Origin of the sequence: Bradyrhizobium sp. SMVTL-02, from assembly GCF_051853005.1 — a bacterium.
Lineage (GTDB): Bacteria > Pseudomonadota > Alphaproteobacteria > Rhizobiales > Xanthobacteraceae > Bradyrhizobium.
In genome coordinates this window covers 1,277,820-1,299,801 of sequence record NZ_CP182469.1, presented here as the reverse complement: position 1 = coordinate 1,299,801, position 21,982 = coordinate 1,277,820, and the positions used below count along the sequence as shown (strand labels likewise).

Sequence of the window (21,982 nt, the reverse complement as noted above, 5' to 3'; positions counted from 1 at the left end):
GGAACGCATGTTGCGGCCTCTATCGAAGCACCTTCCCTGTTAGACAATCAATGGCTCGATCTTACGATCGGCCGCAATCGAGGAAAGTGGCGCCGCGAGAACCTAAATAGCGTTCAGGCCGGTCGAACGTTTGAGAGGTTTCGGCATGGCACGTTAGGCCGTGCGCTCTGCGAGTTGCTCGATCTTACCCCCGCTTTCATTCTGGTCTGACTGGCTCAGCACCAGTTTGAAGGGAATGTCGCGAAGAGGATTGAGTGGTTGATTGAGCTGTTCGTTTCTCCACGACGGGCGGCCGAGAACCTCTTTCGGCTTCCGACCCGTCGCAGATATCCGGCAACCCTTCTTGCTATGTTTGGACAGCCTGAAACAAGCGGTTCAGGCGGCTTCAGCTCCCTCCATCCTCTCGGCGATCACCGCATCGGGCAAATAGCCGAGGATGTAGTCCGCGGCCTTGCTGGCCTGGCTTGCGGCACGAACGATCGCGCGATTGTCCTCCCGCAGAACTTCTAATAATCAGCAGCAGATCATAATGTGAAGGAAGATTCTTAGCGCGGCCGGCTTGTGGAGATCGGCTAAAACGGCTTGCGATCTGCTGCGCATTATTTCCGGCATGAGACCCTCGGCTGTTGATCAAACACAGTTGAGGAAGCCTTCATGCCACATGGATACGGTAGCCTTGTCGCGGAGCTTAAGGATGCGCTCACGCGACAGCGATATAATCGAGTTGCAGTTCACAACTATTGCCGCAACGCCGGCTACTTTCTTGCCTACCTGGCGGCGCGTAAAGTTGCTCTTGAAGCGGTCACGCCGGCAGACGTAACGGATTATCTGCGCCTTGCGGTTCGACAATTTCGCAAACGTCATGGCCGCGCTCCAGCCCGCTATTGGATAGGCATTCCCAGATCAGGAATCCACGCGCTGCTGAAGCTTGCGTTGAAGCGGTGGCCACCCGAACCTGCGGCCACCGCTGGCGAACTTCTCTGTCGAGAGGTGTGCGAACAGTATCAGACGTGGCTGCGGGAAGAACGCGGGCTCGCCACGGCTTCGGTCGACGCCTTGCTGTGGGAAGCCCGAAATTTTTGTGCCTGGCTCATCAAGCGTTCGAACGCCAGTTTTGCGGGCCTGACCGTCCGCGATCTCGATATCTACATGGACATGCGGGCTCGCGGGCTGACGCGGAAATCCTTGAAAGATGTCGCCGAGCGGCTTCGGTCGCTGCTGAAACATCTTCACAGGACAGGTCGCACCGCGGCCGATCTCTCCCAGCACGTTATTGCTCCGCTGCTCTATGCCTATGAAGGCATCCCATCCGCGTTAAGTGCGGATCAGATCTCGACCGTCCTGGAATTTGTCCGAAAAGACCGGTCGTCGATGGGCTTGCGCGACCATGCCATTCTCCAACTTCTGGCAGTCTATGGCTTGCGTGCCGGTGAAATAATCCGGTTGCGACTGGAAGATGTCGATTGGCGCGGCGATGTTCTGCACATCCGCCGCTCCAAAACGGGTGATCATTCTCGGCTGCCATTGTTTGAGACCGTCGGTGAAGCGCTGATCGATTATCTCCGGCACGGCCGCCCTGAAACTGATGTGCGAGAAATCTTTGTCCGCACGCGCGCGCCCTACGTTCCCATGGTGCGAATTTATAGCGAAGTCAGCCGGCGGATCGAAGCGGCGGGCATCACCCTAAGCGGCAAACGCGGTCCGCATATCTTCCGCCATGCGCGTGCCGTCAGTCTGCTACGGGCGTCGGTCCCACGAAAGCTGATCGGTGACGTGTTGGGTCATCGTTCGACGGAATCGACGATCCCCTACCTGAAATTGGCGACCGAAGACCTGCGCGCAATTGCCCTGGAGATCCCGGGACAGGAGGTGCGCTCATGAACGCTTGGCCCGACACCGACGGCAAGATCATTGCTCGCTATCTCGGCCGGCTCCGGCTGCGTTGTCCGATCAGCCCCATCTCCTATCGGCAAGCTTTGCGCAGCTTCCAGGATGTTGTTGTTCGGCAGCAATGCCAATGCACACAGGTGAATCGGAGAGTCCTGGAAATCTGGTTGAGCGAGGGTGCTGCTATCTGGGCCCGGTCCACGCTGCTGCACCACGCCCGCATCGTCAATCGCTTCCTCGACTTCCTCGTGGAGGAAGCGTTCATCATCAGCAATCCCATTGCTGATTTGCGCGCCGAGTACCATGCGAAGAGCGACAAGGCGATCGTGCGGGCGCTGCTCGCGCCCGATCCCGATCAGGCACTCGAATCGCTACGGCAGTTCCCGCCGTTCGGCAGCGTTCTCGGCGACCTCATGCGCAATCACATCTCTCTGATGCGGGCCAGAGGCTACCGTTATCAAGCACAGGCCCGCTGGTTCTGGCGGTTCGACCGCTTCTTGCAGGCCCATCCGGAATTGGCGGGTAAGTCGATATCGGTCATGTTGCAGCATTGGGCTGCCGCGCGATCAACCGCCAACCACGCTGCCGAGTGTGAGAGGGTCGCTCGCGCCTTAGCCAAGGCGCAGCATCATCTTGATCCCGGTAGCAAACCAAGGCGCCCGGATCGGCGTCCCGCACAGCAGGTCGCTCGGCAATGGCGTCGACCCCATATCTACAGCCCGGAAGAGGTTCGTCGCCTCCTCGATATCGCTCGAACCTACCCCTCTCCCCGTGCACCGTTACGGCCGATCAGTCTCTACACCATGCTGGTCCTGACCTATTGTGCGGGATTGCGGCTGGGTGAACTCGCACGCTTGAACCTTGCTGACATCGATCTTCAGGTCGGCACGATTACCATCCGGGAGACGAAGTTCTTCAAGTCGAGAATCCTGCCGCTGGCTGACAGCCCGCTATCGGCGCTGCGGGAATATCTGGAGGCGAGGCGCAAGGCAAAGGTGCCACAAAGCCCTGAATCTGGCCTCTTCTGGCACGACAAGGGCAATGCGCGCTACACGTCGCACGCGATCGCCGGTTGCCTTGTCGACATCCTGCGGCGTGCCGGACTCAAGCCGGCGAAAGGCAAGACGGGCCCCCGCATCCACGACCTGCGTCACTCGTTTGTGGTAAACCGCATTCTCGAATGGTACCGCGCCGGCATCAATCCGCAGGACAAGCTTCCATTCCTAGCGACATACCTAGGGCACCGCGATATCCACTCGACACTGGTTTACATCACGGTTACCCAGGATCTCCTTCAGCAAGCAAACGAACGCTTCCGGACATACGCGTCACATTGCCCGGACGCGTCAGAAGGAGTGCGGCCATGAAACCGGTCGACCCGTTCCCGAGGCTGCTTCACGCCTTCTTTTACGAGTGGATGGTTCAGCAGCGAAATGCCTCTGCGCACACCGTTCGATCCTATCGCGACACATGGCGCCTGTTCCTCCGGTTTGTGGCTCAACGCCGACATCGGCCGGTAGCCCAGCTCACACTGAGCGACCTGACTGCCTTCGAGGTCAAGGCCTTCCTGCAATACACCGAGCAGGAACGCGGAGATACGATCGGCACCCGAAATTGTCGCCTATCCGCGTTGCGCAGCTTCTTCGGCTTCGTTGCTGATCGTGAGCCGACGGCCATCGAGCGATGCACTCAGATTCTGCACGTGCCCATGAAGAAAGCCCCGATCCATGCGCCGTGCTATCTGGAGCCCGAGGAGGTGAAGGCCATTCTGGCGCAGCCCGATCGCTCGACGATCGAGGGGCAGCGCGACCACGCGCTCTTCTCCTTCCTCTACAATACCGGCGCGCGTATCCAGGAGGCGCTCGATGTTTGCCCGGGGGCGATCCGGTTCGACTCGCCAAGCTGCGTGCGTCTTTATGGCAAAGGGCGAAAAGAGCGCCTGAGCCCTCTTTGGCCAGAAACCGTGTCGTTGCTAAGATCGCAGCTCATACGACAGCCGAGGGCCGACGACGAGCCCATCTTCGTTAATCGATATGGGGTCCCGCTCGGCGCATCGGGTGTCCGCTTCAAACTGGCGCAATACGTCGAAGCGGCAGCGGAGATCACGCCCAGCCTGACTTCGAAGCATGTAACACCTCATAGCTTCCGTCATGCGACGGCGGTGCATCTGGTGGCGGCAGGAGTTGACGTCACTGTGATCCGAAGTTGGCTCGGCCATGTCAGCCTCGACACCACAAACCACTACGCTCAGGCAAATCTGGAAACAAAGCGCCTGGCACTGGAACGCCTCGTATGCCCAACACGATCGACAAAGCGGCCATCGTGGAAACAGGACCAGAGCGTTCTCGCCTGGCTCGATACCCTTTAGCGGCAAAGAGATAATGTGGAGGAGATCGCACACCATCCCCTCATAACACCGGAAACGCGGTGCTCCTTCACATTATGATCTGCTGCTGATTATTGGAATAATGGCGAGCTCGCCATTACTCCAACCATGAGGCGATATAGTCGGCGTGCCGCACTGTCGGAACGATGCCGAGCGAGGCACAGGAGAACGCGGCGGACAGCTCCGCTATCAACTCCTCAAACGCGTACTTCCTGGTGCCAAAAGAGCCACTGAGATCGCGGTTGAGTCGTGAAGAATGACCGCTTGTGCGTATTCCAGGGATGGTGATCAGGTGTTCCAGACGATGGTGATCACGGATTCCAGATGATCGTGATCACTGGAGACGAACACAACTGACGGTTTTAAGTTTGCTGGAAACGGTCTCCTCGTCAAGGCTGGTTGGCTGGCTTGGAGATCGTCGCGGCGGTCCATGGGAGGGCCCCGTGCGCGGCGCGGAGTGCCCCCACGAGCGACGTAGCGACGCGCGCGGGAGGGGCCTGTGGGCCGGCGGGACGATCGTGCGCGAGGTGCTCACGGCATTTTCCTTTCGCTGGTCTGGCGGCGCAGGCTGTCGCCTCTGAGCTCGATACGGTGGGCATTGTGAATGATACGGTCCAGTATCGCATCGCCGAGGGTGGGATCGGCAATGACGTCATGCCATTGCGACACGGGCACCTGACTTGTGATCAACAAGGATCCCTTGTCGTAGCGATCGTCGACGATCTCAAGCAGATCACGGCGCTGGTCGGCGGTGAGCGGTTCGGGTCCCCAGTCGTCGTATGTGGACGGCCTCTGATGGCAAGCACAATTTGGCACTTCGAACGACTTGGACGGCTGCGATCGTATGTCCGGCCTTTAGCGCGGATCATATCTCCGCTGGCCCTGATGAAGTCCGAGAACCAAGGGGTCACATCAAGGATGCGAGCTTTGAGGCTCACACGACTGGTCGGGTTTTCCTGGTTTTCGGTGGCGACCGTTGTCTTTCATCATGCCTTTCTTGCACTTACCAAGCTTATAACTCTTCGATGCGGCTGTCCGACACTCAAAGTTTGGCGAACATCTCGGTGCGGAAGCATTCTCCGGTTTTCATCATTGCCCAGATGATCCGAGCAAGCTTGTTGGCGAGGGCGACGGTCACAAGCCGCGCCGGCTTTTTAGCCAAAAGCCCGACAATCCAGTCGCGCAAGCCGCCGCGGCGTTTTTCCACAACGTTTAGAAGCGATGTTGCTCCGAGAACGAGTAACTTCCTTATATATCGATTACCCGCCTTGGTGATGGTTCCGAGAGTTGGTTTACCCCCGCTTGAAATTTGCCTGGGCGTCAGACCCAGCCAGGCAGCAAAATCCCGTCCCGAATTGAATACGCTTGGGTCTGGTACACTGGCTGTAATTACCGAGGCAACAAGCTTGCCAACGCCGGGAATTTCTCCGAGCGAACGGCTCGTCTCGCTGAGCGCGTGAGCCTTGGCGATCTCCCTCTCCAAATCATCGAGTGCGCCTCCGAGCGCATCAATTTGCTGACCGAGAACCTTCGCGGCCAGGACAGCGGCGTCGGGAAGAGTCGCGTCGCCTTCTGCGAGGCCTAAAAGCTCGTCGACGCGGCCGGTGCCCTTGGCGACGACAAGACCGAATTCGGCCAAATGGCCGCGTAGAGCGTTCACGCTCATCGTTCGCTGTTTGACCAGCAGCTCGCGCGTCTTGTGCAACATCAGGGTCGCTTGCTGATCAGCGCTCTTGATCGGCACAAAACGCATGGCAGGGCGCGAGACCGCTTCACAGATGGCTTCCGCATCGACGGCATCGTTCTTACCTCGTTTGACATAGGGCTTTGTGTAGGCCGGCGGCATCAGAGACACATCGTGTCCCATGTCCTTCAGTTCGCGCGCCCAATAGTGCGCTGAGCCGCAAGCCTCCATGCCAACGCGGCACGGCTCGATCCTCGAGAAGAACTCGCGCATCGTCCGGCGCGTCAGCTTGCGCTTTACGGCTGGTGCATCCTCACTAGACAGCGCATGAATCTGAAAATAGTTCTTGGCGAGATCAACGCCTATTCTAATAAACTTCATCTCGGACGGTCTCCCTTCTTTGTGGCGCTCTGGTGACCACGCCTTGGCACTATGATGCCGTTGAGGTGAGGCCGTCCACACCATCAAGGATGAGGAGATTGACGCGCTCCAGGGCGGCAATCAGGCGCGCCAGACGGCCTTCGCCGCGCGCCTGCGCAAGATCTGCGAACAGGCGGGGTGCCCGCTTATAGAGGACGGAGAAGCCGTCGCGGCACGCTTTGTTGCCGAGCGCACAGGCAAGCCAGGACTTGCCGGTACCGGTTGGGCCGACAATGACCAGGTGGTTGGCATCGCGGATCCATTGGCAGGTGGCGAGGGTCTGGAAGAGCGAACGATCGAGGCCGCGGGCGGTGCGATAGTCGACGTTCTCGATGGCGGCGGCTTGACGGAGCTTGGCGCTGCTCAAGCGGCGCGTGAGGCGACGGTTGTCGCGGGCGGTGACCTCGCGATCGACGAGGAGGCCGAGCCAATCGGCGTGCGGCATCTCGGCCGCCTCGGGATTGTTCTGCAGTTCGACGAAGGTATCGGCCATGGCGGCAAGGCCGAGGGCGCGCAAGCGATCGACGGTGGGGTGAATGAGCATGCTGATCGTCTCCTGGTTCAATTGTAGTAACTGCGGCCACGGATGTTGGCGTGGAAGAGGATGGGCGCCTCCTCGGCGGAAGGAGCGGTTCTGTCAGTGCCGTTCTTGAGGATGGCAGCGACCGATTTGTACGAACGGGCGTTGAGCAGGAGGGCCCGGGCGCAGGCGGCGTCGACGCGTTCCTGGCCGTAGCGCTTGACCAGCCCAAGAATGCCGATCGCCGAGCGGAAGCCCTGTTCCGGGTGCGGCCGCGACCGCAGGATGACGTCAATCAGCGTCTCGGCATCGGGGCCGACCTTGGCGGCTTCGGAACGAATGCGCTCATGGGTCCAGTCGCGATAGCGGCGATGCGAACTCGGCATATGCTCGGCGATCGTGGTCGGGCGATGCGGCAAGGTGCTGCGCAGATGCGAGGCTACGCGCTTGCCACGGAGGAAGATCTCGAGGGTCTTTTGGGTGATGCGCGCCTCGACCTCCTGATGTACGAGGCTATAGGGAACGCTGTAGTAATGCTTGGCGATCTCGATGTGATAATCGAGGTTGACCCGGCAGCGCTTCCATTCGGCGTACTCGTAGGGCTCATCCGGCAAGGGGGTGAGTGCCGGACGATCGAGCTCCTCGAACAGTTCGCGCCGACTTCGCCCCCAGCTCCGGAGAGGTCGATCGTTCAGCTCGCCAAGGAGCGCGTGGATGGCCTCGTTGAGGGCGATGAGCGAGAAGAAGTGGCGGTTGCGCAGGCGCGCCAGAATCCATCGCCCGACGATTTGGACCCCGACTTCGACCTTGGCTTTGTCGCGCGGATGATACGGCCGCGCCGGAACGATGGCGGTGCGGTAATGGCGGGCGAGATCGGCATAGGTCCGGTTGACCATCGGCTCGTGAAAGCAGGCCCGGGTGATGCCAGCCTTCAAATTGTCGCTCACCGTCTGCCGGGCCACGCCGCCGAAATAGGCAAATGCCCGAACGTGCGAGGCGATCCAGTCCGGCAGGCTCTGGCTGAGGCTGGCTTCGGCGTAGGTGTAGTTCGAGGCGCCGAGCACGGCGACGAAGATCTGCGTGCTGCGCACCTCACCGGAGAGCCCGTCAACCACCTCCATGGTGTGGCCGGAATAGTCGACGAACAGCTTCTCGCCGGCGATATGAACTTGACGCAGGGTCGGCTTGAGGCGACCGGCCCATTCCCTGTAGCGCTCGCAGAACCACGCATAGCTGAAGCTGTCGGAGTTTGCGTCGCAATACTCCTCCCACAACAGCATCAGCGTGACGTTCCGGCGCCGCAGCTCGCGATGCACGAGCGTCCAATCCGGCTGCGGACGCTCCTCGCTGGGGCGATCGGAGGGCGGCGGATACAAGCGGCACTCGAGCTGGACGTCGTCATCCAGCTCCTTTGGCAACGGCCAGGTCAGACCGGCGCGGCGTGCTCGGTTGACGTACTTGCTGACCGTACCCTGGGCCAGGCCCAGGCTGCGGGCAACGGCGCGTTGCGACATGCCGACGCTGTAGTGCAGGCGTAGAACTTCGCGAATGTGGCGCATGGACAGTCTCTCTGTCGGCATCTCGATCCTCTGCTGTTGAGCAAAAGACCGAGCTACCCCGGTTGCAGACTGTCAGCGGTGCGCGCCTCCTGGTTGTCCCCCGATCATGATCGCTGGAAATAGCGATCACGATCAGCTGGAAACGGTGATCACGATGCTCTGGAATGGGTGATCACGATGGCCTGGAATCCGTGATCACGATCGGCTGGAACACGCACGCTTGCGTGGCCAAGCTCGTGGAGCGCCGTGCGATGCCAATTGATCGGCTCGAAGTAGGCCTGCGGCGGCGGCACCTGCACATAGTCTTCTGTCGGCACATAGAAGGCGCGATCACCGCCAATGCGGAACTCAATTCCACTCGCCCTGATCAGGGCTTCGACAGCTGGCTCGATCAGTCCCTGCTGCCGAGGAGGCGCCGTAGCCGCGATTTCCGAAGGCAGGCCGTCGCACTGATCCGCATTGAAGACCGTAAAACGCTTCAGGAAGGGAATCGACAGCGCTTCCTCGCCGGTCTCTGCAGCTCGGCGCTTTTCATCATTCGGTACGAAGCGGTCTGCATAGAGCACTGTCGTACCACGCTCGCCCTTGCGCACATGGCCGCCGAGCGATAGCGCCTGGCGGAAGGTGAGCCAGCTCTGACCAGCGAAGCCATGCTCGATGACCGCGCCCCAAAGGATCAGGACATTGATGCCGCTGTAGTGCCGTTTGGTCGAGGCGTTGTTCGGCATGGCAAGCGGGGCCTTGGCCGCCGCTGTCCCCCAAGGCTGCACCCATGGAACGCGGCCGGCTTCGAGCTCGGCAATGATCTTATCGGTAATTTCGTCATAAAGGCCCGCCCGCTTCTGGCCGGTCCCGATGCGAGGATGGCGCTTGGACATCGCTAATCTCCGAGAACGGGCACCGGCGAGACTCTCTCGCGGCTATGAACCCGTCACCTCGAAGGCACCGCCCTTTCACTCTAGGAGCCCCTGCTGAGCTATACGCAGATCTGACCGGCTGCGACGGCAGCCCCACAGCGGGCGCACGTGGTTGGTGAATGTACAAGGCAAGAATAACTTCGACTTCGTACAACGAAGGCGCTCCATGCACGGCGGGCGTACCAACTAACCGCAGGAATCCGCAGAGCTCCGCCGCCTTGGCGACGGCGGACCGGGGTCCCAAGAGAAGGCGAAAATGCGCCCGCAGGAGCGACCGGATCCGGAACAAAGCAGTTGGTGTGACGGCGAGGGATCAAAGTCCTCCAACCGAAAGGCGACGAGGCGCGCGCTCGCTTGCCGAGACCTGCCGACCGACGGTCAAACTGATCTCGGCGGAGGGCATGCCTCGGTGCCTCGATGCGCCGCTGCCCGATTGATATCGAATGTCACTTGAACAAGGACCGTTCCGTGTGAACGACACTAGGCTCGCATGACAGGATACTCAGAAACCAGAATCTTTTTTCGAACCGGAGGGTCGTTTGGGTAACGGTAGAAGCCCAAACCCCTTGCTAGTTCTGGGAATTCTGCTTGACCAATATGCCTGACTTACGAAGTTGCGGGACTCCCTCGCGGAGCAAGCCTGCTCGCCAGCAGCAGGAAACGCGTCACGAGGAAAGACGCGTAGATGGTCGTGCCAATCGACAAACCAATCCAGATACCAATCGCACCAAGCCCAATCTTCAAACCGAGCACGTAACTTAGGGTGAAGCCGATTAGCCAATTAGCTACGCAGGCGAAAAGAAGCGGGATGCGAGTGTCCTTCAGTCCACGCAAGCCGCCCGCCGCAATGTGCTGAGCGGCATCACTGATAAAGAAGCTCGCGCCGACCAAAAGCAGGTTGGCCGCCAAGTCTGTCGTCGCGCCGGCACCCTCAGTCGTATCGTCCACAAACAGGCCGACGATTTCAAAACGTACGGCGACAACCGCAATCGTCAGTACCGCAGCAGCCATAATGCCAAGGAGTATAGCAATCATCCCTGCTCTTTTGACGCCAGGTCCGTCCCGGCGACCTACGGCGTGACCGACGCGCACGGCCGCCGCCGTGCTGATGCCTACTGGAACCACGAATAGGACCGTGTCGACTTGAAGCGCGATCTGATGGGCAGTAAGCGCTCTAATGCTGACGAGGCCGGCCAGGAGCCCGGCGGCCAAAAAAAGTCCGCCTTGCAGCAAGACAATGAATGAGACCGGAATTCCCATCGCGATCAATCGTTTCATGAACGGCCAATCGAATTGCCGCAGACGCGCAAGCACGTGATAGTCGCGGAAAGGGAAGCGCATTGTGGCGAACCACAACACGGCCAAGAACATCGTAAAGTTCACGAAGCTGCTCGCAAGGCCGGCCCCGAAAAGCCCAAGCTGCGGCAGGCCGAGCTTTCCATAGATGAGCAAATAAGCCATGAGCGCATTGAGAGGAATGGACCCAATCGTAATCCACAAAACCGGCTGCGGCCGGTGGACCGCAGCCATGAAGTTGCGAAAGCCGTTAAAACCCAGCGCCGGCACCACGCCAAAGGCTAGTCCGAACAGGTATTGCTGCGCGAGGCGCGCCACCTCGGGCGCTTGGCCGAAGGTGAGCAGTGTTCGTTCTCCCTGGAGCGCAAAGGCAATGATCGGAAGCGATAACAGCAGCGCCGCCCAGAGTCCCATGCGCACCGTGCGTCTGAGCGCGGCAAGGTTTTTCGCTCCGAACGCCTGCGCTGCCAGCGGCGCGATCGGGGCCAGCAAACCGACGCCGAGGGTGAAGCCAATGAGGTATATGACGACACCCAGTGCTGCCGCAGCAAGCGCCTCAGGACCGAGGCCTCCTATCAGGGCGAGATCGGTCGTCATCATCATGACTTGCCCAAGCTGCGTCAGCACCATTGGCCATGCGAGCTTCGCAAGTTCAACAAACTCGGTAACAAGCTGATGATAATCCCCCGGTGTCGTGCGCTTATGCTGGAAGTCCAGCACTGCTTTTTCCACTCGTTTATCCATACAACACCGCCGTCCGGTTTACTTCGCCGGCCCTAACATCTCTGCTTTACGGAGAGGAGCGTCCGCTTGCCGCGATCCCGGACCGCTGTCGAACGATGCAACGTCAGATCTTGCTCAGTCGGTTTAGAAACGGCGGGCGAGAGCGCGACCGATGGGTTCGGTGCTCGTCCGCAGCTCCCGACCGCCGAGAGCAGCTAAGTCTGCACCAGCGCTCCACCTCTCTTTCTGTAAGAAAGCGGTTGATGGCCGACATACAGACATCGGGATCACTGGCTCCTCATGGAGCGAACTCGATTGCGACGTGCTCAACTTTGCTGGCAACATCCCGCAGGAGCGTCGCGCCAGGCGGCGCCGACGTTGAGGACCCCGAAGTTGCGGCCCACGCACACCGGCATCTGATATGCTCGTCACACCTGGGAATCCTTCGAGCGGCTGTCCTGAATAAATCCTGCCATTCAAAGCTCATGCCAAGCCGAGAGCCTTGATTACAAGGCTATCTGCTAACCGGACGTGTACTGGCCCTGACAGCAGGTCGCAAATCGGACAACCAGGATTGCAATGCTTCTGTCGATTTCGAAAGTCGGTGGGGCAAACCGCTCATGCGGGCCTCGAAGGTTTGTCTTTCTTCGATGTGGATCGTTCAGATTTCTAGAAAGTGCGCTGCACGATGCTCGAATGGCTTGAAGCGAGCTAGTCTTCATGCGTCAGACCTTGGAGGGGCTCAGTACACGCGTGATAAGGGATGGACGTCGTCGCGCTTGTTCATTTTTTTGAGCCGATCTCCCCTGCAACCGCGCAAGCGTTTTTCGCGATGAAGACCCGCGTCACCTCTGTGCTGAGCCACTCTATGGTCCGGCCGATAGTTTATCTAACCGTTGCAGTCGCCCGATCGAGAATAGAAGATATAGTTTTTGGTCACTGATTCTCCGCGATGAGCGGCCGGGAGCCTCACGAACGCCCGGCCCTCAGGCCGTTGCGGAAAATCCACCATGCGTCTCATTCCGCTTTCAAGCCATGAAGGAGACTTCATGCAAGATCGCCCGTCCCTGCCTTCCACGGCTCACTGCGGTCACCAGCAAAAAGCAGAATGTGACCTGCCCCCTTCCCGGGCTTGTCGCGTGGACTGCCATACAGCCGGGAGAATGGTGGTCCAAGAGATGGCGCGGGCCCCGGCGACACACAACGGAAGGCAGCGGTGCATTCCTTGGTCGGGGGGCCGCAAGAGCCGACCAAAGTCGTTAGGGACGAAAAATGCCCCCCGGAAGGAAGATCCAAGCCTGGTCGCTGAACGCAATGAGACCTTGGATCAGAACGCCTTCGGGGAGGGACACATCTTGGTGCGCGAGGGATCGAAACCGATGGCCAAGACGCTGCGTGGCTCGGTTCATGAGAGCCTGGTGAGGCGCCAGCCCCACGCGCTAAACGGCGAGAACGCAGAACGTCAAGCCCGCGGAAGGTGGACGTCCTCCCTGGCCATCGTCCGAGCATCATAAATTCTGACCTGAAGCATGGGAAAACGCTGCTTAAGCTCCTGCGCTCCGGTGAAATGGACCCCGATTGTGGGACCACGTGCTTAGTTGGAAGGGGCTGCTCCGTTTGATAGACGGAGCGCATGATGACAACGAAGACGAGACGCAAGATCGACGCGGCACTGAAGGCAAAGATCGCGCTGGAAGCCGTGCGGGAGCAGACGACGGTGGCCGATCTGGCCCAGCGCTATGAGGTTCACCCGAACCAGATCTATGCCTGGAAGAAGCAGCTGCTGGACCAGGCGGCCCGGGCCTTTGACGCGGGTGTCGGGCGGGAGAGCGAGGACGCTCGCGAACGAGAGATCGAGAAGCTGCACGCCAAGATTGGACAACTGACAGTCGAGCGCGATTTTTTAGCGCGGAGGTCCGGAAGATGAGCACGCCGGACCGTCGAGGAATGCTCGATCGCGCCGACATGGCGCTGTCGATTCGCCGGCAATGCATGTTGCTTGGTATCGCCCGCTCTGGGGTCTACCGGCCGCCACGGCCGGCCAACGACAACGACCTCGCCCTGATGCGGCGCCTCGACGAGCTGTTCACCGCCTGGCCGTTCCTGGGCTCGCGGCGAATGACCGCGATGCTGAAGGCTGAGGGGCTTCAGGTCAATCGCAAGCGTGTGCAGCGGTTGATGCGCAAGATGGGCATCGCGGCGCTGGGACCAAGGCCGAACACGACAAAGCCGGCGCCGGGCCACAAGATCTATCCCTATCTGCTGCGCAACATGACGATCGACCGGCCAAACCAGGTGTGGGCGGCCGACATCACGTATCTGCCCATCGGCCGCGGCTTTCTTTATCTCGTCGCCATCATCGACTGGGCGAGCCGTGCGGTTCTGGCGTGGCGGTTGTCGAACACGATGGACGTCTCGTTCTGCGTGGCGGCTCTGGAAGAGGCGCTGGCGAAGTACGGCACGCCGGAGATTTTCAACACCGACCAGGGCAGCCAGTTCACCAGCGTGGCCTTCACCGGCGCGCTGGCGGCCGCAAAGATCAAGATCTCCATGGATGGCCGCGGTCGTTGGATGGACAACGTCTTCATCGAGCGGCTGTGGCGGTCTCTCAAGCATGAGGACATCTATCTCAAGGGCTATGCCGACGGCCGCGAGGCCAAGGCAGGGATCGCGAGCTGGATCGCCTTCTACAATGATCGTCGCCTTCATCAGTCCCTCGGCTATCGCACGCCGATGGCGGTCTGGCGCGAACGGATGCAGGCCGCGAAGGCTGTGGACATGGTGGACAACGCTGACGCGTTGACCACATGCCCACAGCAACAGCAGCAGACAGAGTCTCTGGCAGCGTGATAGAAAGGATCAGGAGCGGTCAGTTTCCAACTAACAAACCGGTTCAAGCGGTCCCGCTCCGCGGGTCCATTTCACCGGCGAGCGCCCCGTCTTTGGTCGCAAATTCGGCTTTGAGTCGGCCATCTACTTCGAGAGCAAAGCCGGAAGCGGGAAGTTTTGGAGTGGCTCGGACCATTTCATTCCTTTGGCATCTTGGTCTGTTCGACGACGGCTGCTTAACCTTAAGTCGCCCGGACCGGGCCAGTCGCGAGAGCGACCAGCATCTCTGGCGAGAATCAATGTCCAGCCCCTCTCCGCAGTTCCGGTCGGGGATACGGAATTGGCGCCGCAGTGAGGCCCTCGGGCGATGCGGTAGAGCAGCAAGGCCTTCGATCGCGCCCAACACGGGCCCGTTGGGGCCTTGTAGTCCTTTTGCCCCAACCGAATCGCCCATATAGTCGCAAAATGGGCAGTTTTGCGATCAATACTGACGCAGATAGCGAAATTGGATAATTTGGCCGCACAAGCCTTCTTGGCGGCTTTTGCGCTTGGTGCACTTTTAAAGGGATACGGCGTGACGTTTCACATGAACCTTCGCGTGCAACAGGAGGTTGCATCATGAGCGAGCTTTCGCAAGCACCGCAGTCGCGCACAGATACCGATGAACCGATCGTCTTGATCGTCGACGACGACGCTTCGATGCGCAAGGCTCTTACAAATCTGTTTGAATCAGTAGGCCTTAAGGTCAAGGTTTTCGGCTCTGCGGCGGAGGTTTTGCAGGCGAACCCGCCCGAGGTACCGAGCTGCCTCGTGCTCGACATCCGCCTACCAGGATCGAGCGGCCTCGATCTGCAGTCCGAACTCGCTGAGGCAAACATTCACACGCCGATCATCTTTATCACGGGTTACGGCGATATTCCCATGACCGTCCAGGCTATGAAGAGCGGTGCGGTCGACTTCCTGACCAAGCCGGTACGCGAGCAGGATCTGCTCGACGCGGTGCGGGCCGCGATCGAACGAGACCGCAAGCGGCGCGATCTCGAAAAAACGGTCTCTGAACTGCGATCCCGGCTCGAAAGTCTGACCTCACGGGAGCGCGATGTTTTGGCCCTGGTCGCCTCTGGCCTGTTGAACAAGCAGGTGGCGGGCGAGCTCGGGCTGGCAGAGATTACCGTCAAAATCTATCGCGGCCAGGTCATGCGCAAAATGGGCGCGAAGTCGCTGGCTGACCTCATAAGAATGAGTGAAGCTCTCGGGATTTCTCGACCAAAGGGGAACGTACAAACCTAAGTATGCTTTTCAATTCTGCTTCGCGCCCTCACTTTCCGACGTCGGCCGCAACCGCGGCGAGCAGTTTCCCGGATCACGAGCGATCAGTTTGCCCAAGCATTCCGTCATTTCGGTCATCGACGATGATCCATCCGTTCGCGCCGCCACGAGCAACCTTCTGGCATCGTACGGATACTTGGTCCATGCATTTGCCTCCGCCGAGGAGTTCCTAAGCGCTGCGGAATTGACCGAGACGTCCTGTGTGATTACCGACGTCCAAATGTCGTTGATGAGCGGAATTGATCTGCTGAGGCATATGCGAAGCCTCGGTCATCGTATGCCGTTCATCTTCATCACGGCCTTCCCAGACGATGCGGTGCGCGCTCGAGCGATCGAGGCTGGCGGGATCTGCTTTCTTGCTAAGCCGTTCGCCACGGTTGCGTTGATCAAGTGTTTGACCATTGCGCTGTCAAGGTCAGGCGGCAAACACGCCTGAGGACCTTGGCCGCTCCCCACAGCATTCAGTCAGGCATGCACTGCGAGACTCCAGCAAGTTGGGCAGCCGTTTCGCGTCACCTTGAAGTGACAAGTAGCTTGATCGATGGCGACGCGCTCATGGAAATCCATGACGTGCACCAAACCTCCGCGCCGCCCACGCAGATGTTCACTGTCGAGGCCTAAGCTTGAGCCAAAGACCTGGATGCAATCTCAGCCCAATTAGCCCTCGAGGCTTACACGCGGTCCCATGCACTGAGAAGCGAAACCGCCGGATCATGTAAGCAAGCATCATTTGCAAAATCGGAATTGACAGTCCAGATGCTGGGCAGATGTGGGGTCCTCCGCCGAACGGCACATAGCATCGGGTGTCGTAGGTCGAGCGGCCATTGAACCTTTCCGGCAGAAACTCTCCAGGACGTTTCCAATATTTTGCATTGCGATGCAGCGAGTATGCGCAAACCATCACTGCGCTGCCCTGAGGAATGTTCATCCCGCCAACCTTGTGATTCTTCCGTACGTGTCTGCCTTGCATCCACGCGGGCGGATAAAGTCGCAAGCTTTCCATCAAGGCCGCCCGGAGCTTGGGAGCTGATTTCACGCTCCGAAAATCGAACTCGGGTCCGGCTGCCGCCACTTCTTCAAATAGACCCTCTTCGACACTGCTTCCGGCAATAAGCATCAAGGTCCACGTGATGGAGGTCGCGGATGCGTGGAAGGCGTTGATCAGCGTTTGGATGATCGTGTACGCGACCAGATCTTCCGGCATTTTAAGCTTCTGGTCGCAATGAGAGAGCTTGATCTTCGAGATTTCAAGCGCAACGTTCTGAAAGAATTTTTCACTCTCTTCAAGCGCGCTGTCAATTCTCCTCCTCTCAGGCCAGCAATCGGCGTGTTCTACATTCGCTAGCCACTCCTCAATAAAATTTCCTCTCACGATGAACTCGTCGGCATGGCGAGAGATATCGAAATTGTAAAGCAATTTCGCCATCAGGATCAGCATCCAGCGTTTGATCTCATGTGAGATCTCGATCGTGCTCTGATCTGCAACGAATGGCGCAACACGCTCTTGAAAGCCAGCCGCGCTCTGAGTTAGCTCAGCTAGAATTGTATCGCACGGCTTCACTTGACGAGCGGAAATCGCTTTCAATTTCAACAGTGGGAATGCCGACGGAGCATATGCATACACAATGTTTCTGTAGTGGTGCTCGCTGATATCGTAACAATCAGTGTCTTCGTAAAAGCGCTGAACCAATTCAGGAGAGTTGAAAACGAAGATCTGGCGGCCGCCCGTTTCGTACCTGTAGAGATCGGTGTGGCTTATTCCCAACATAAACGCAGCAAAGTCTACCCGATCCTGTATATTGGGGAGATCCAGTTTGTCGTAAAGGACGGTCAATTCCCACCCAACTCATTCATTCTAGCGATGCAATGAGCAACCGCAGTTGCCAGCTCCTATCAACGGCTAAAGCAGCGACGCTTCCTCGCCCTGCCGTCAAGGGGCAGGGCGAGGTCAGCGGTACCGCACTTTCGGCCCTGCATAGCCGGGCAGTCGTGCGCCCGATTTCGTCAGCGCCCCTTACGCGCTTTTTGCCGCAGCTTTTGCATCCTGCGGCATGGCCCCAAAACCGCCGCGGCTCGAAGAGCCACGAACTTCTTTCGTTTTGGTCTGCTCTTGACTTGGCATCGGCGCTTTCTCTCCGTAAGCCCAAGCTCCTGTCGTGCTGCTCATGCTCAGCTCCTTCCAACTGGCCTCGATTGGCCTACTGTGAGAGGGAGCAAGGGGCATGCCAGCGTCCCTCGCGAACTCTCAGCACCTCATCGCGCTTCGGAAGGGTTCGAGAAGGCGCAACAGCACGCAACTGTTTTGGATCTCACACAGTTGTGCCCCACTGTCAGACGTCGAACAAAGATCGAGCGGCCGACGCCGTCGCATCTTGCCGTATAGACGACAAGGACCAGAACTATATTCGTTGCGGCCCGGATTTTGCTCCGACCCGAGAACTCGGGCTAAAGAGCTCGGTCGAGACCTTAGATCAGAAGAGGGCTCCGGCATGAGACGCAACCGCGTTTGGGAAGAGATGGCCCGATCGCCGGGCCAGTCTGCCGCGATCATTTTGATCGAGCAACATGGACGAACCCTATCCAACGAGAAGGGAACGCCTTGGAGCAGAAAGGAGGCGGCTGGCGTATTATCGGGATTAAAGATCTCGGCTTTGCGCGTTGAGCGGGTCGCACTAACGACCAAATCGGATCATTGTTGCTGATCTACTAAGGCTCCAAACCACGTCTCTCGCGTTGCCTGCAATCTTTGTCCGCGACTTGCGCTTGTTTGTCGCGACTGTCAGGTTTTCTTTCTGCGCGTGGTCAAGATATCCGAGGGGCTCGACAGCATACAACCTGACGCCGCGGCCGATTCAACCCTCATGCGTGCCATCCTGGTGTGAGATAGTTGCAGTAGCTGCATGATCCGATTGTTTGCTACCTTCAAAGCCGCATCACTGGCCTCCCAGGGTGATGCGGGGGCGGACTCGGCGTATTTCCGATCCAGTCGTCGGTGCCGCCCCTCACTTTACTCTTTGCGACCGGTCTAAAGAAAATGTTGTGAAACGGGCACGGTTTCCTTTCGTTGCCTCCCCGAGGCGGATCTAGTCGCAATCGTAGGACGCGAGACGATGCGTATACGATCATCAGCATCTTGAAGAAAAGTGGATGAAGCGCGATTGAGCTTTGCGTGAGCGCTGGCTCGTCTTGATCCGTTCCGCCGCGCGGCTCGGCCGAGGCACGAACCGTGGCACGGGACGTGCGAGTCCGTTTTACCGGGATTCTGCATGACCCTTCGGAATCCGGCATGACGTCGCCAGTGATCATTTCGCGAGCGCCATTGCCGTTATGCTAAGGCGCAGCGCACGGCTGTGCATGTAAAATGCCGCCATTGATAAGCATTCCGATGAGCGGGACTGCTCCTAGTCCGCCACGATTCCCTTCATCAGCAGAGGCGGCCAGAACGGCTGGATGGTCTAACCTTATGCAATGCTAGAAAGCATTGCTCGGGTGAGCGACCGTCCAATCGTCGGTTTGCCTTCTGTGGCTGATGCCTGTGTTCGAATCCGCGCGTTTCGTTCAGCTCCGAAGAGAGCGCCACCGGCGCGCCTGGCCGATCTCATCAGCTACCGTCAACTGCCAAGATTAGTGATTGAGCAAGATGAATAAGCGCGCTTATGAATGAGGGGCATCAGCGAACCTGTTCACGCTCTTTCGCTGTTGCGGACATGGCGGTAACTCGAAGAAAATCCGGACCGCCCACTGAAGCAAGCCACGGCAAGCTCCTGTTACCCAGCGCGCTCATCAGCGCTCGCGTCTGCATCGGCCGGAGCCGGCTTTCGAGCAGTCAATGAGACCAAGTTGAATGGCATTAGATGACTAAGAATCTCGAGGCCATCAATCTTTTGGGGATTCGTCCTGGCCAAGAGCATCCGCCGCGACATCGTGCAGGCCTCGGCCGAGCAGCTACACTGCGCTAATAGCGGGCGGACCAGTTAGCGACGCTAATGATTCAGATAGATACGCTTCTGAGTGCTGATTTTTTGCTGGAAGCCCTTGCTCCCGTAAAAACCCCATCCTATTTCAGCTGCGCCTGCGCTAGCACTCGCTGGCACAGACTGCTAACAACGTTGAAATCCTCAACTCCTGCAAATGTTTTAGGAGGACTGCATGCACTTCCGTCCGCTTCATGATCGCGTCGTCGTCAAGCGCATCGACGCAGAAGAGAAGACCGCTGGCGGCATCATCATTCCCGATACGGCCAAGGAAAAGCCCTCGCAGGGCGAAGTGATCGCCGTTGGCCCCGGCGGCCGCGACGAGAGCGGCAAGCTGATCCCGATCGACATCCAAGTCGGCGACCGCGTGTTGTTCGGCAAGTGGTCGGGCACCGAGGTCAAGATCGACGGCCAGGAGCTGTTGATCATGAAAGAGAGCGACGTCATGGGCGTACTCACCGACCTGTCGGCCAAGAAGAAGGTCGCTTAATCCAACCGCTCGCACCGCTCACCCCTGAGGAGCGCCTGCCGGGCGCCTCGCCAAGGGTGAGATGAGACCAAGACAACTCAGGGAAACCAATATGTCATCCAAAGAAGTGAAATTCGGCGTTGACGCCCGCGACCGCATGCTGCGCGGCGTCGACATCCTCGCCAATGCCGTGAACGTCACGCTCGGCCCGAAGGGTCGGAACGTCGTCCTCGATAAGTCGTTCGGCGCTCCCCGCATCACCAAGGACGGGGTCACCGTCGCCAAGGAGATCGAGCTCGACGACAAGTTCGAGAACATGGGCGCCCAGATGGTGCGCGAAGTCGCCTCCAAGTCCGCTGACGCGGCCGGCGACGGCACCACCACCGCGACCGTGCTCGCGGCTGCGATCGTCCGTGAAGGCGCCAAGGCGGTTGCCGCCGGCATGAACCCGATGGACCTCAAGCGCGGTATCGATCTCGCCGTCGACGCCGTCGTCGCTGACCTCCAGAAGAACTCCAAGAAGGTCACCTCGAACGAGGAGATCGCCCAGGTCGCCACGATTTCGGCTAACGGCGACGCGGAGATCGGCAAATTCCTTGCCGACGCCATGAAGAAGGTCGGCAACGAGGGTGTCATCACCGTCGAGGAAGCCAAGTCGCTCGAGACCGAGCTCGATGTCGTCGAGGGCATGCAGTTCGATCGCGGCTACATCTCGCCCTACTTCGTCACCAACGCCGAGAAGATGCGCGTTGAAATGGACGACGCCTACATCCTCATCAACGAGAAGAAGCTCTCCTCGCTGAACGAGCTTCTGCCGCTGCTCGAGGCCGTGGTGCAGAGCGGCAAGCCGCTGATCATCGTCGCTGAGGACGTCGAAGGCGAAGCACTCGCGACCCTGGTTGTGAACCGCCTGCGCGGCGGCCTGAAGGTCGCGGCCGTCAAGGCTCCGGGCTTCGGCGATCGCCGCAAGGCCATGCTGCAGGACATCGCGATCCTGACCGGCGGCCAGGCGATCTCGGAAGATCTCGGCATCAAGCTCGAGAACGTCACGCTCAACATGCTCGGCCGCGCCAAGAAGGTGATAATCGACAAGGAGAACACCACGATCGTCAACGGCGCCGGCAAGAAGGCCGACATCGAGGCGCGCGTGGCCCAGATCAAGGCGCAGATCGAGGAGACCACCTCGGAGTACGACCGTGAGAAGCTGCAGGAGCGTCTCGCCAAGCTCGCGGGCGGCGTCGCGGTGATCCGCGTCGGCGGCGCGACCGAGGTCGAGGTGAAGGAGCGCAAGGATCGCGTTGATGACGCGATGCATGCGACCCGCGCGGCGGTCGAGGAAGGCATTCTGCCGGGCGGCGGCGTCGCCCTGCTCCGTGCCACCGAGCAGCTTAAGAACCTTCGCACCAAGAATGACGACCAGAAGACCGGCGTCGAGATCGTGCGCAAGGCGCTGTCCTGGCCGGCCCGCCAGATCGTGATCAACGCCGGTGAAGACGGCTCGGTGATCGTCGGCAAGATTCTCGAGAGGGATCAGTACGCCTACGGCTTCGACTCACAGGCCGGCGAGTACGGTAACCTGGTGTCGAAGGGCATCATCGACCCGACCAAGGTCGTGCGCGCCGCGATCCAGAACGCCTCCTCCGTGGCGGCGCTGCTGATCACCACCGAGGCCATGGTCGCCGAGCTGCCGAAGAAGGCCGCACCCGGCCCCGCCATGCCCCCGGGCGGCGGCATGGGCGGCATGGACTTCTAAGGTCCGGCGCTCTCAACGAAATGCAAAACCCCGGCAGCAATGCCGGGGTTTTTGTTTTCAGCTCGCTTTTCCACTCGTCTCGGGGCACGCAAAACGCGATCTTCGAACGACCTTTTTAGAGATCCCTCACCTCAGCCTCTGTCAAAATCGTTCCGTGCGCGGGTCGCCCGCGCAGATCATTGAACAGAAGATAAGACTGACGCGCCCGACGACATTGCCCATGGGCATGTCGCCGA

At 59.4% G+C, this 21,982-nt stretch carries 14 protein-coding genes and 3 pseudogenes; 8 read left to right on the top strand and 9 right to left on the bottom strand.

Features of this window, described 5'->3' with window-relative positions:
• The first annotated feature begins 654 nt into the window (after positions 1–654).
• The 3 genes from ACNJYB_RS06255 to ACNJYB_RS06245 are packed head-to-tail and all read left to right on the top strand — an operon-like array spanning position 655 to position 4,255.
• Positions 655–1,881: a tyrosine-type recombinase/integrase gene (locus ACNJYB_RS06255; protein WP_439373183.1), complete on the top strand. Its 1,227-nt coding sequence runs from the start codon at positions 655–657 to the stop codon at positions 1,879–1,881.
• Complete coding sequence (locus ACNJYB_RS06250; RefSeq protein WP_439373182.1) at positions 1,878–3,254, top strand: tyrosine-type recombinase/integrase; 1,377 nt, start codon at positions 1,878–1,880, stop codon at positions 3,252–3,254. The genes ACNJYB_RS06255 and ACNJYB_RS06250 overlap by 4 nt, the downstream gene beginning before the upstream one ends.
• Complete coding sequence (locus ACNJYB_RS06245; protein WP_439373181.1) at positions 3,251–4,255, top strand: tyrosine-type recombinase/integrase; 1,005 nt, start codon at positions 3,251–3,253, stop codon at positions 4,253–4,255. The genes ACNJYB_RS06250 and ACNJYB_RS06245 overlap by 4 nt, the downstream gene beginning before the upstream one ends.
• Before the next feature lie 115 nt (positions 4,256–4,370).
• Here ACNJYB_RS06245 and ACNJYB_RS06240 read toward each other — a convergent pair.
• From ACNJYB_RS06240 to ACNJYB_RS06210, 7 genes and pseudogenes are all read right to left on the bottom strand, one after another.
• Positions 4,371–4,538, bottom strand: a pseudogene (locus ACNJYB_RS06240) (zincin-like metallopeptidase domain-containing protein); the annotation flags it as partial.
• Between the two features lie 266 nt (positions 4,539–4,804).
• Positions 4,805–5,050 (bottom strand): annotated as a pseudogene (locus ACNJYB_RS06235) (ATP-binding protein); the annotation flags it as partial.
• Positions 5,051–5,315: 265 nt separating this feature from the next.
• On the bottom strand, positions 5,316–6,338 hold the full coding sequence (locus ACNJYB_RS06230) for an IS110 family transposase (protein ID WP_439373148.1): 1,023 nt from the start codon (positions 6,336–6,338) through the stop codon (positions 5,316–5,318).
• Between the two features lie 49 nt (positions 6,339–6,387).
• The gene (locus tag ACNJYB_RS06225; protein ID WP_439373149.1) at positions 6,388–6,942 is read right to left on the bottom strand and encodes an ATP-binding protein; all 555 of its coding nucleotides are present in this window, start codon (positions 6,940–6,942) and stop codon (positions 6,388–6,390) included.
• Positions 6,939–8,477: an IS21 family transposase gene (istA, locus tag ACNJYB_RS06220; protein WP_439373150.1), complete on the bottom strand. Its 1,539-nt coding sequence runs from the start codon at positions 8,475–8,477 to the stop codon at positions 6,939–6,941. Before istA ends, ACNJYB_RS06225 begins: the two co-directional genes overlap by 4 nt.
• Before the next feature lie 197 nt (positions 8,478–8,674).
• Positions 8,675–9,334: pseudogene (locus ACNJYB_RS06215) on the bottom strand (ArdC family protein); the annotation flags it as partial.
• A 645-nt stretch (positions 9,335–9,979) separates the two neighbouring features.
• Positions 9,980–11,401 (bottom strand): MATE family efflux transporter, encoded by a 1,422-nt coding sequence (locus tag ACNJYB_RS06210; protein WP_439373180.1) that lies wholly within the window; start codon positions 11,399–11,401, stop codon positions 9,980–9,982.
• 1,627 nt (positions 11,402–13,028) lie between these two features.
• Here ACNJYB_RS06210 and ACNJYB_RS06205 point away from each other — a divergent pair.
• The 3 genes from ACNJYB_RS06205 (at position 13,029) to ACNJYB_RS06195 (ending at position 15,986) form a co-directional block, all read left to right on the top strand.
• Positions 13,029–14,242 (top strand): IS3 family transposase gene (locus tag ACNJYB_RS06205; protein ID WP_271580986.1). Its coding sequence is split into 2 segments (ribosomal slippage): positions 13,029–13,305 and positions 13,305–14,242, totalling 1,215 coding nucleotides; the frame shifts between segments, so codons are not numbered across the junction.
• Between the two features lie 597 nt (positions 14,243–14,839).
• Positions 14,840–15,511 carry a response regulator transcription factor gene (locus ACNJYB_RS06200; RefSeq protein WP_439373179.1) on the top strand — a complete coding sequence of 224 codons (672 nt, stop codon included), beginning with the start codon at positions 14,840–14,842 and terminating at the stop codon, positions 15,509–15,511.
• Between the two features lie 82 nt (positions 15,512–15,593).
• Positions 15,594–15,986 (top strand): response regulator transcription factor, encoded by a 393-nt coding sequence (locus ACNJYB_RS06195; RefSeq protein WP_439375473.1) that lies wholly within the window; start codon positions 15,594–15,596, stop codon positions 15,984–15,986.
• A gap of 168 nt (positions 15,987–16,154) precedes the next feature.
• Here ACNJYB_RS06195 and ACNJYB_RS06190 read toward each other — a convergent pair whose 3' ends face one another.
• On the bottom strand, positions 16,155–17,384 hold the full coding sequence (locus tag ACNJYB_RS06190) for a cytochrome P450 (RefSeq protein ID WP_439373178.1): 1,230 nt from the start codon (positions 17,382–17,384) through the stop codon (positions 16,155–16,157).
• A 180-nt stretch (positions 17,385–17,564) separates the two neighbouring features.
• The gene (locus tag ACNJYB_RS06185) at positions 17,565–17,717 is read right to left on the bottom strand and encodes a hypothetical protein (protein WP_439373177.1); all 153 of its coding nucleotides are present in this window, start codon (positions 17,715–17,717) and stop codon (positions 17,565–17,567) included.
• A gap of 1,982 nt (positions 17,718–19,699) precedes the next feature.
• Between ACNJYB_RS06185 and ACNJYB_RS06180 the strand changes: the two genes are divergently transcribed.
• Both ACNJYB_RS06180 and groL read left to right on the top strand, forming a co-directional pair.
• Entirely contained in the window at positions 19,700–20,014 is a 315-nt protein-coding gene (locus tag ACNJYB_RS06180) for a co-chaperone GroES (RefSeq protein WP_439373176.1), read from the top strand.
• Positions 20,015–20,105: 91 nt separating this feature from the next.
• A complete protein-coding gene (gene groL / locus ACNJYB_RS06175; RefSeq protein ID WP_439373175.1) occupies positions 20,106–21,746 on the top strand; it encodes a chaperonin GroEL in 1,641 nt (546 codons plus the stop codon).
• The last annotated feature ends 236 nt before the right edge of the window (positions 21,747–21,982 follow it).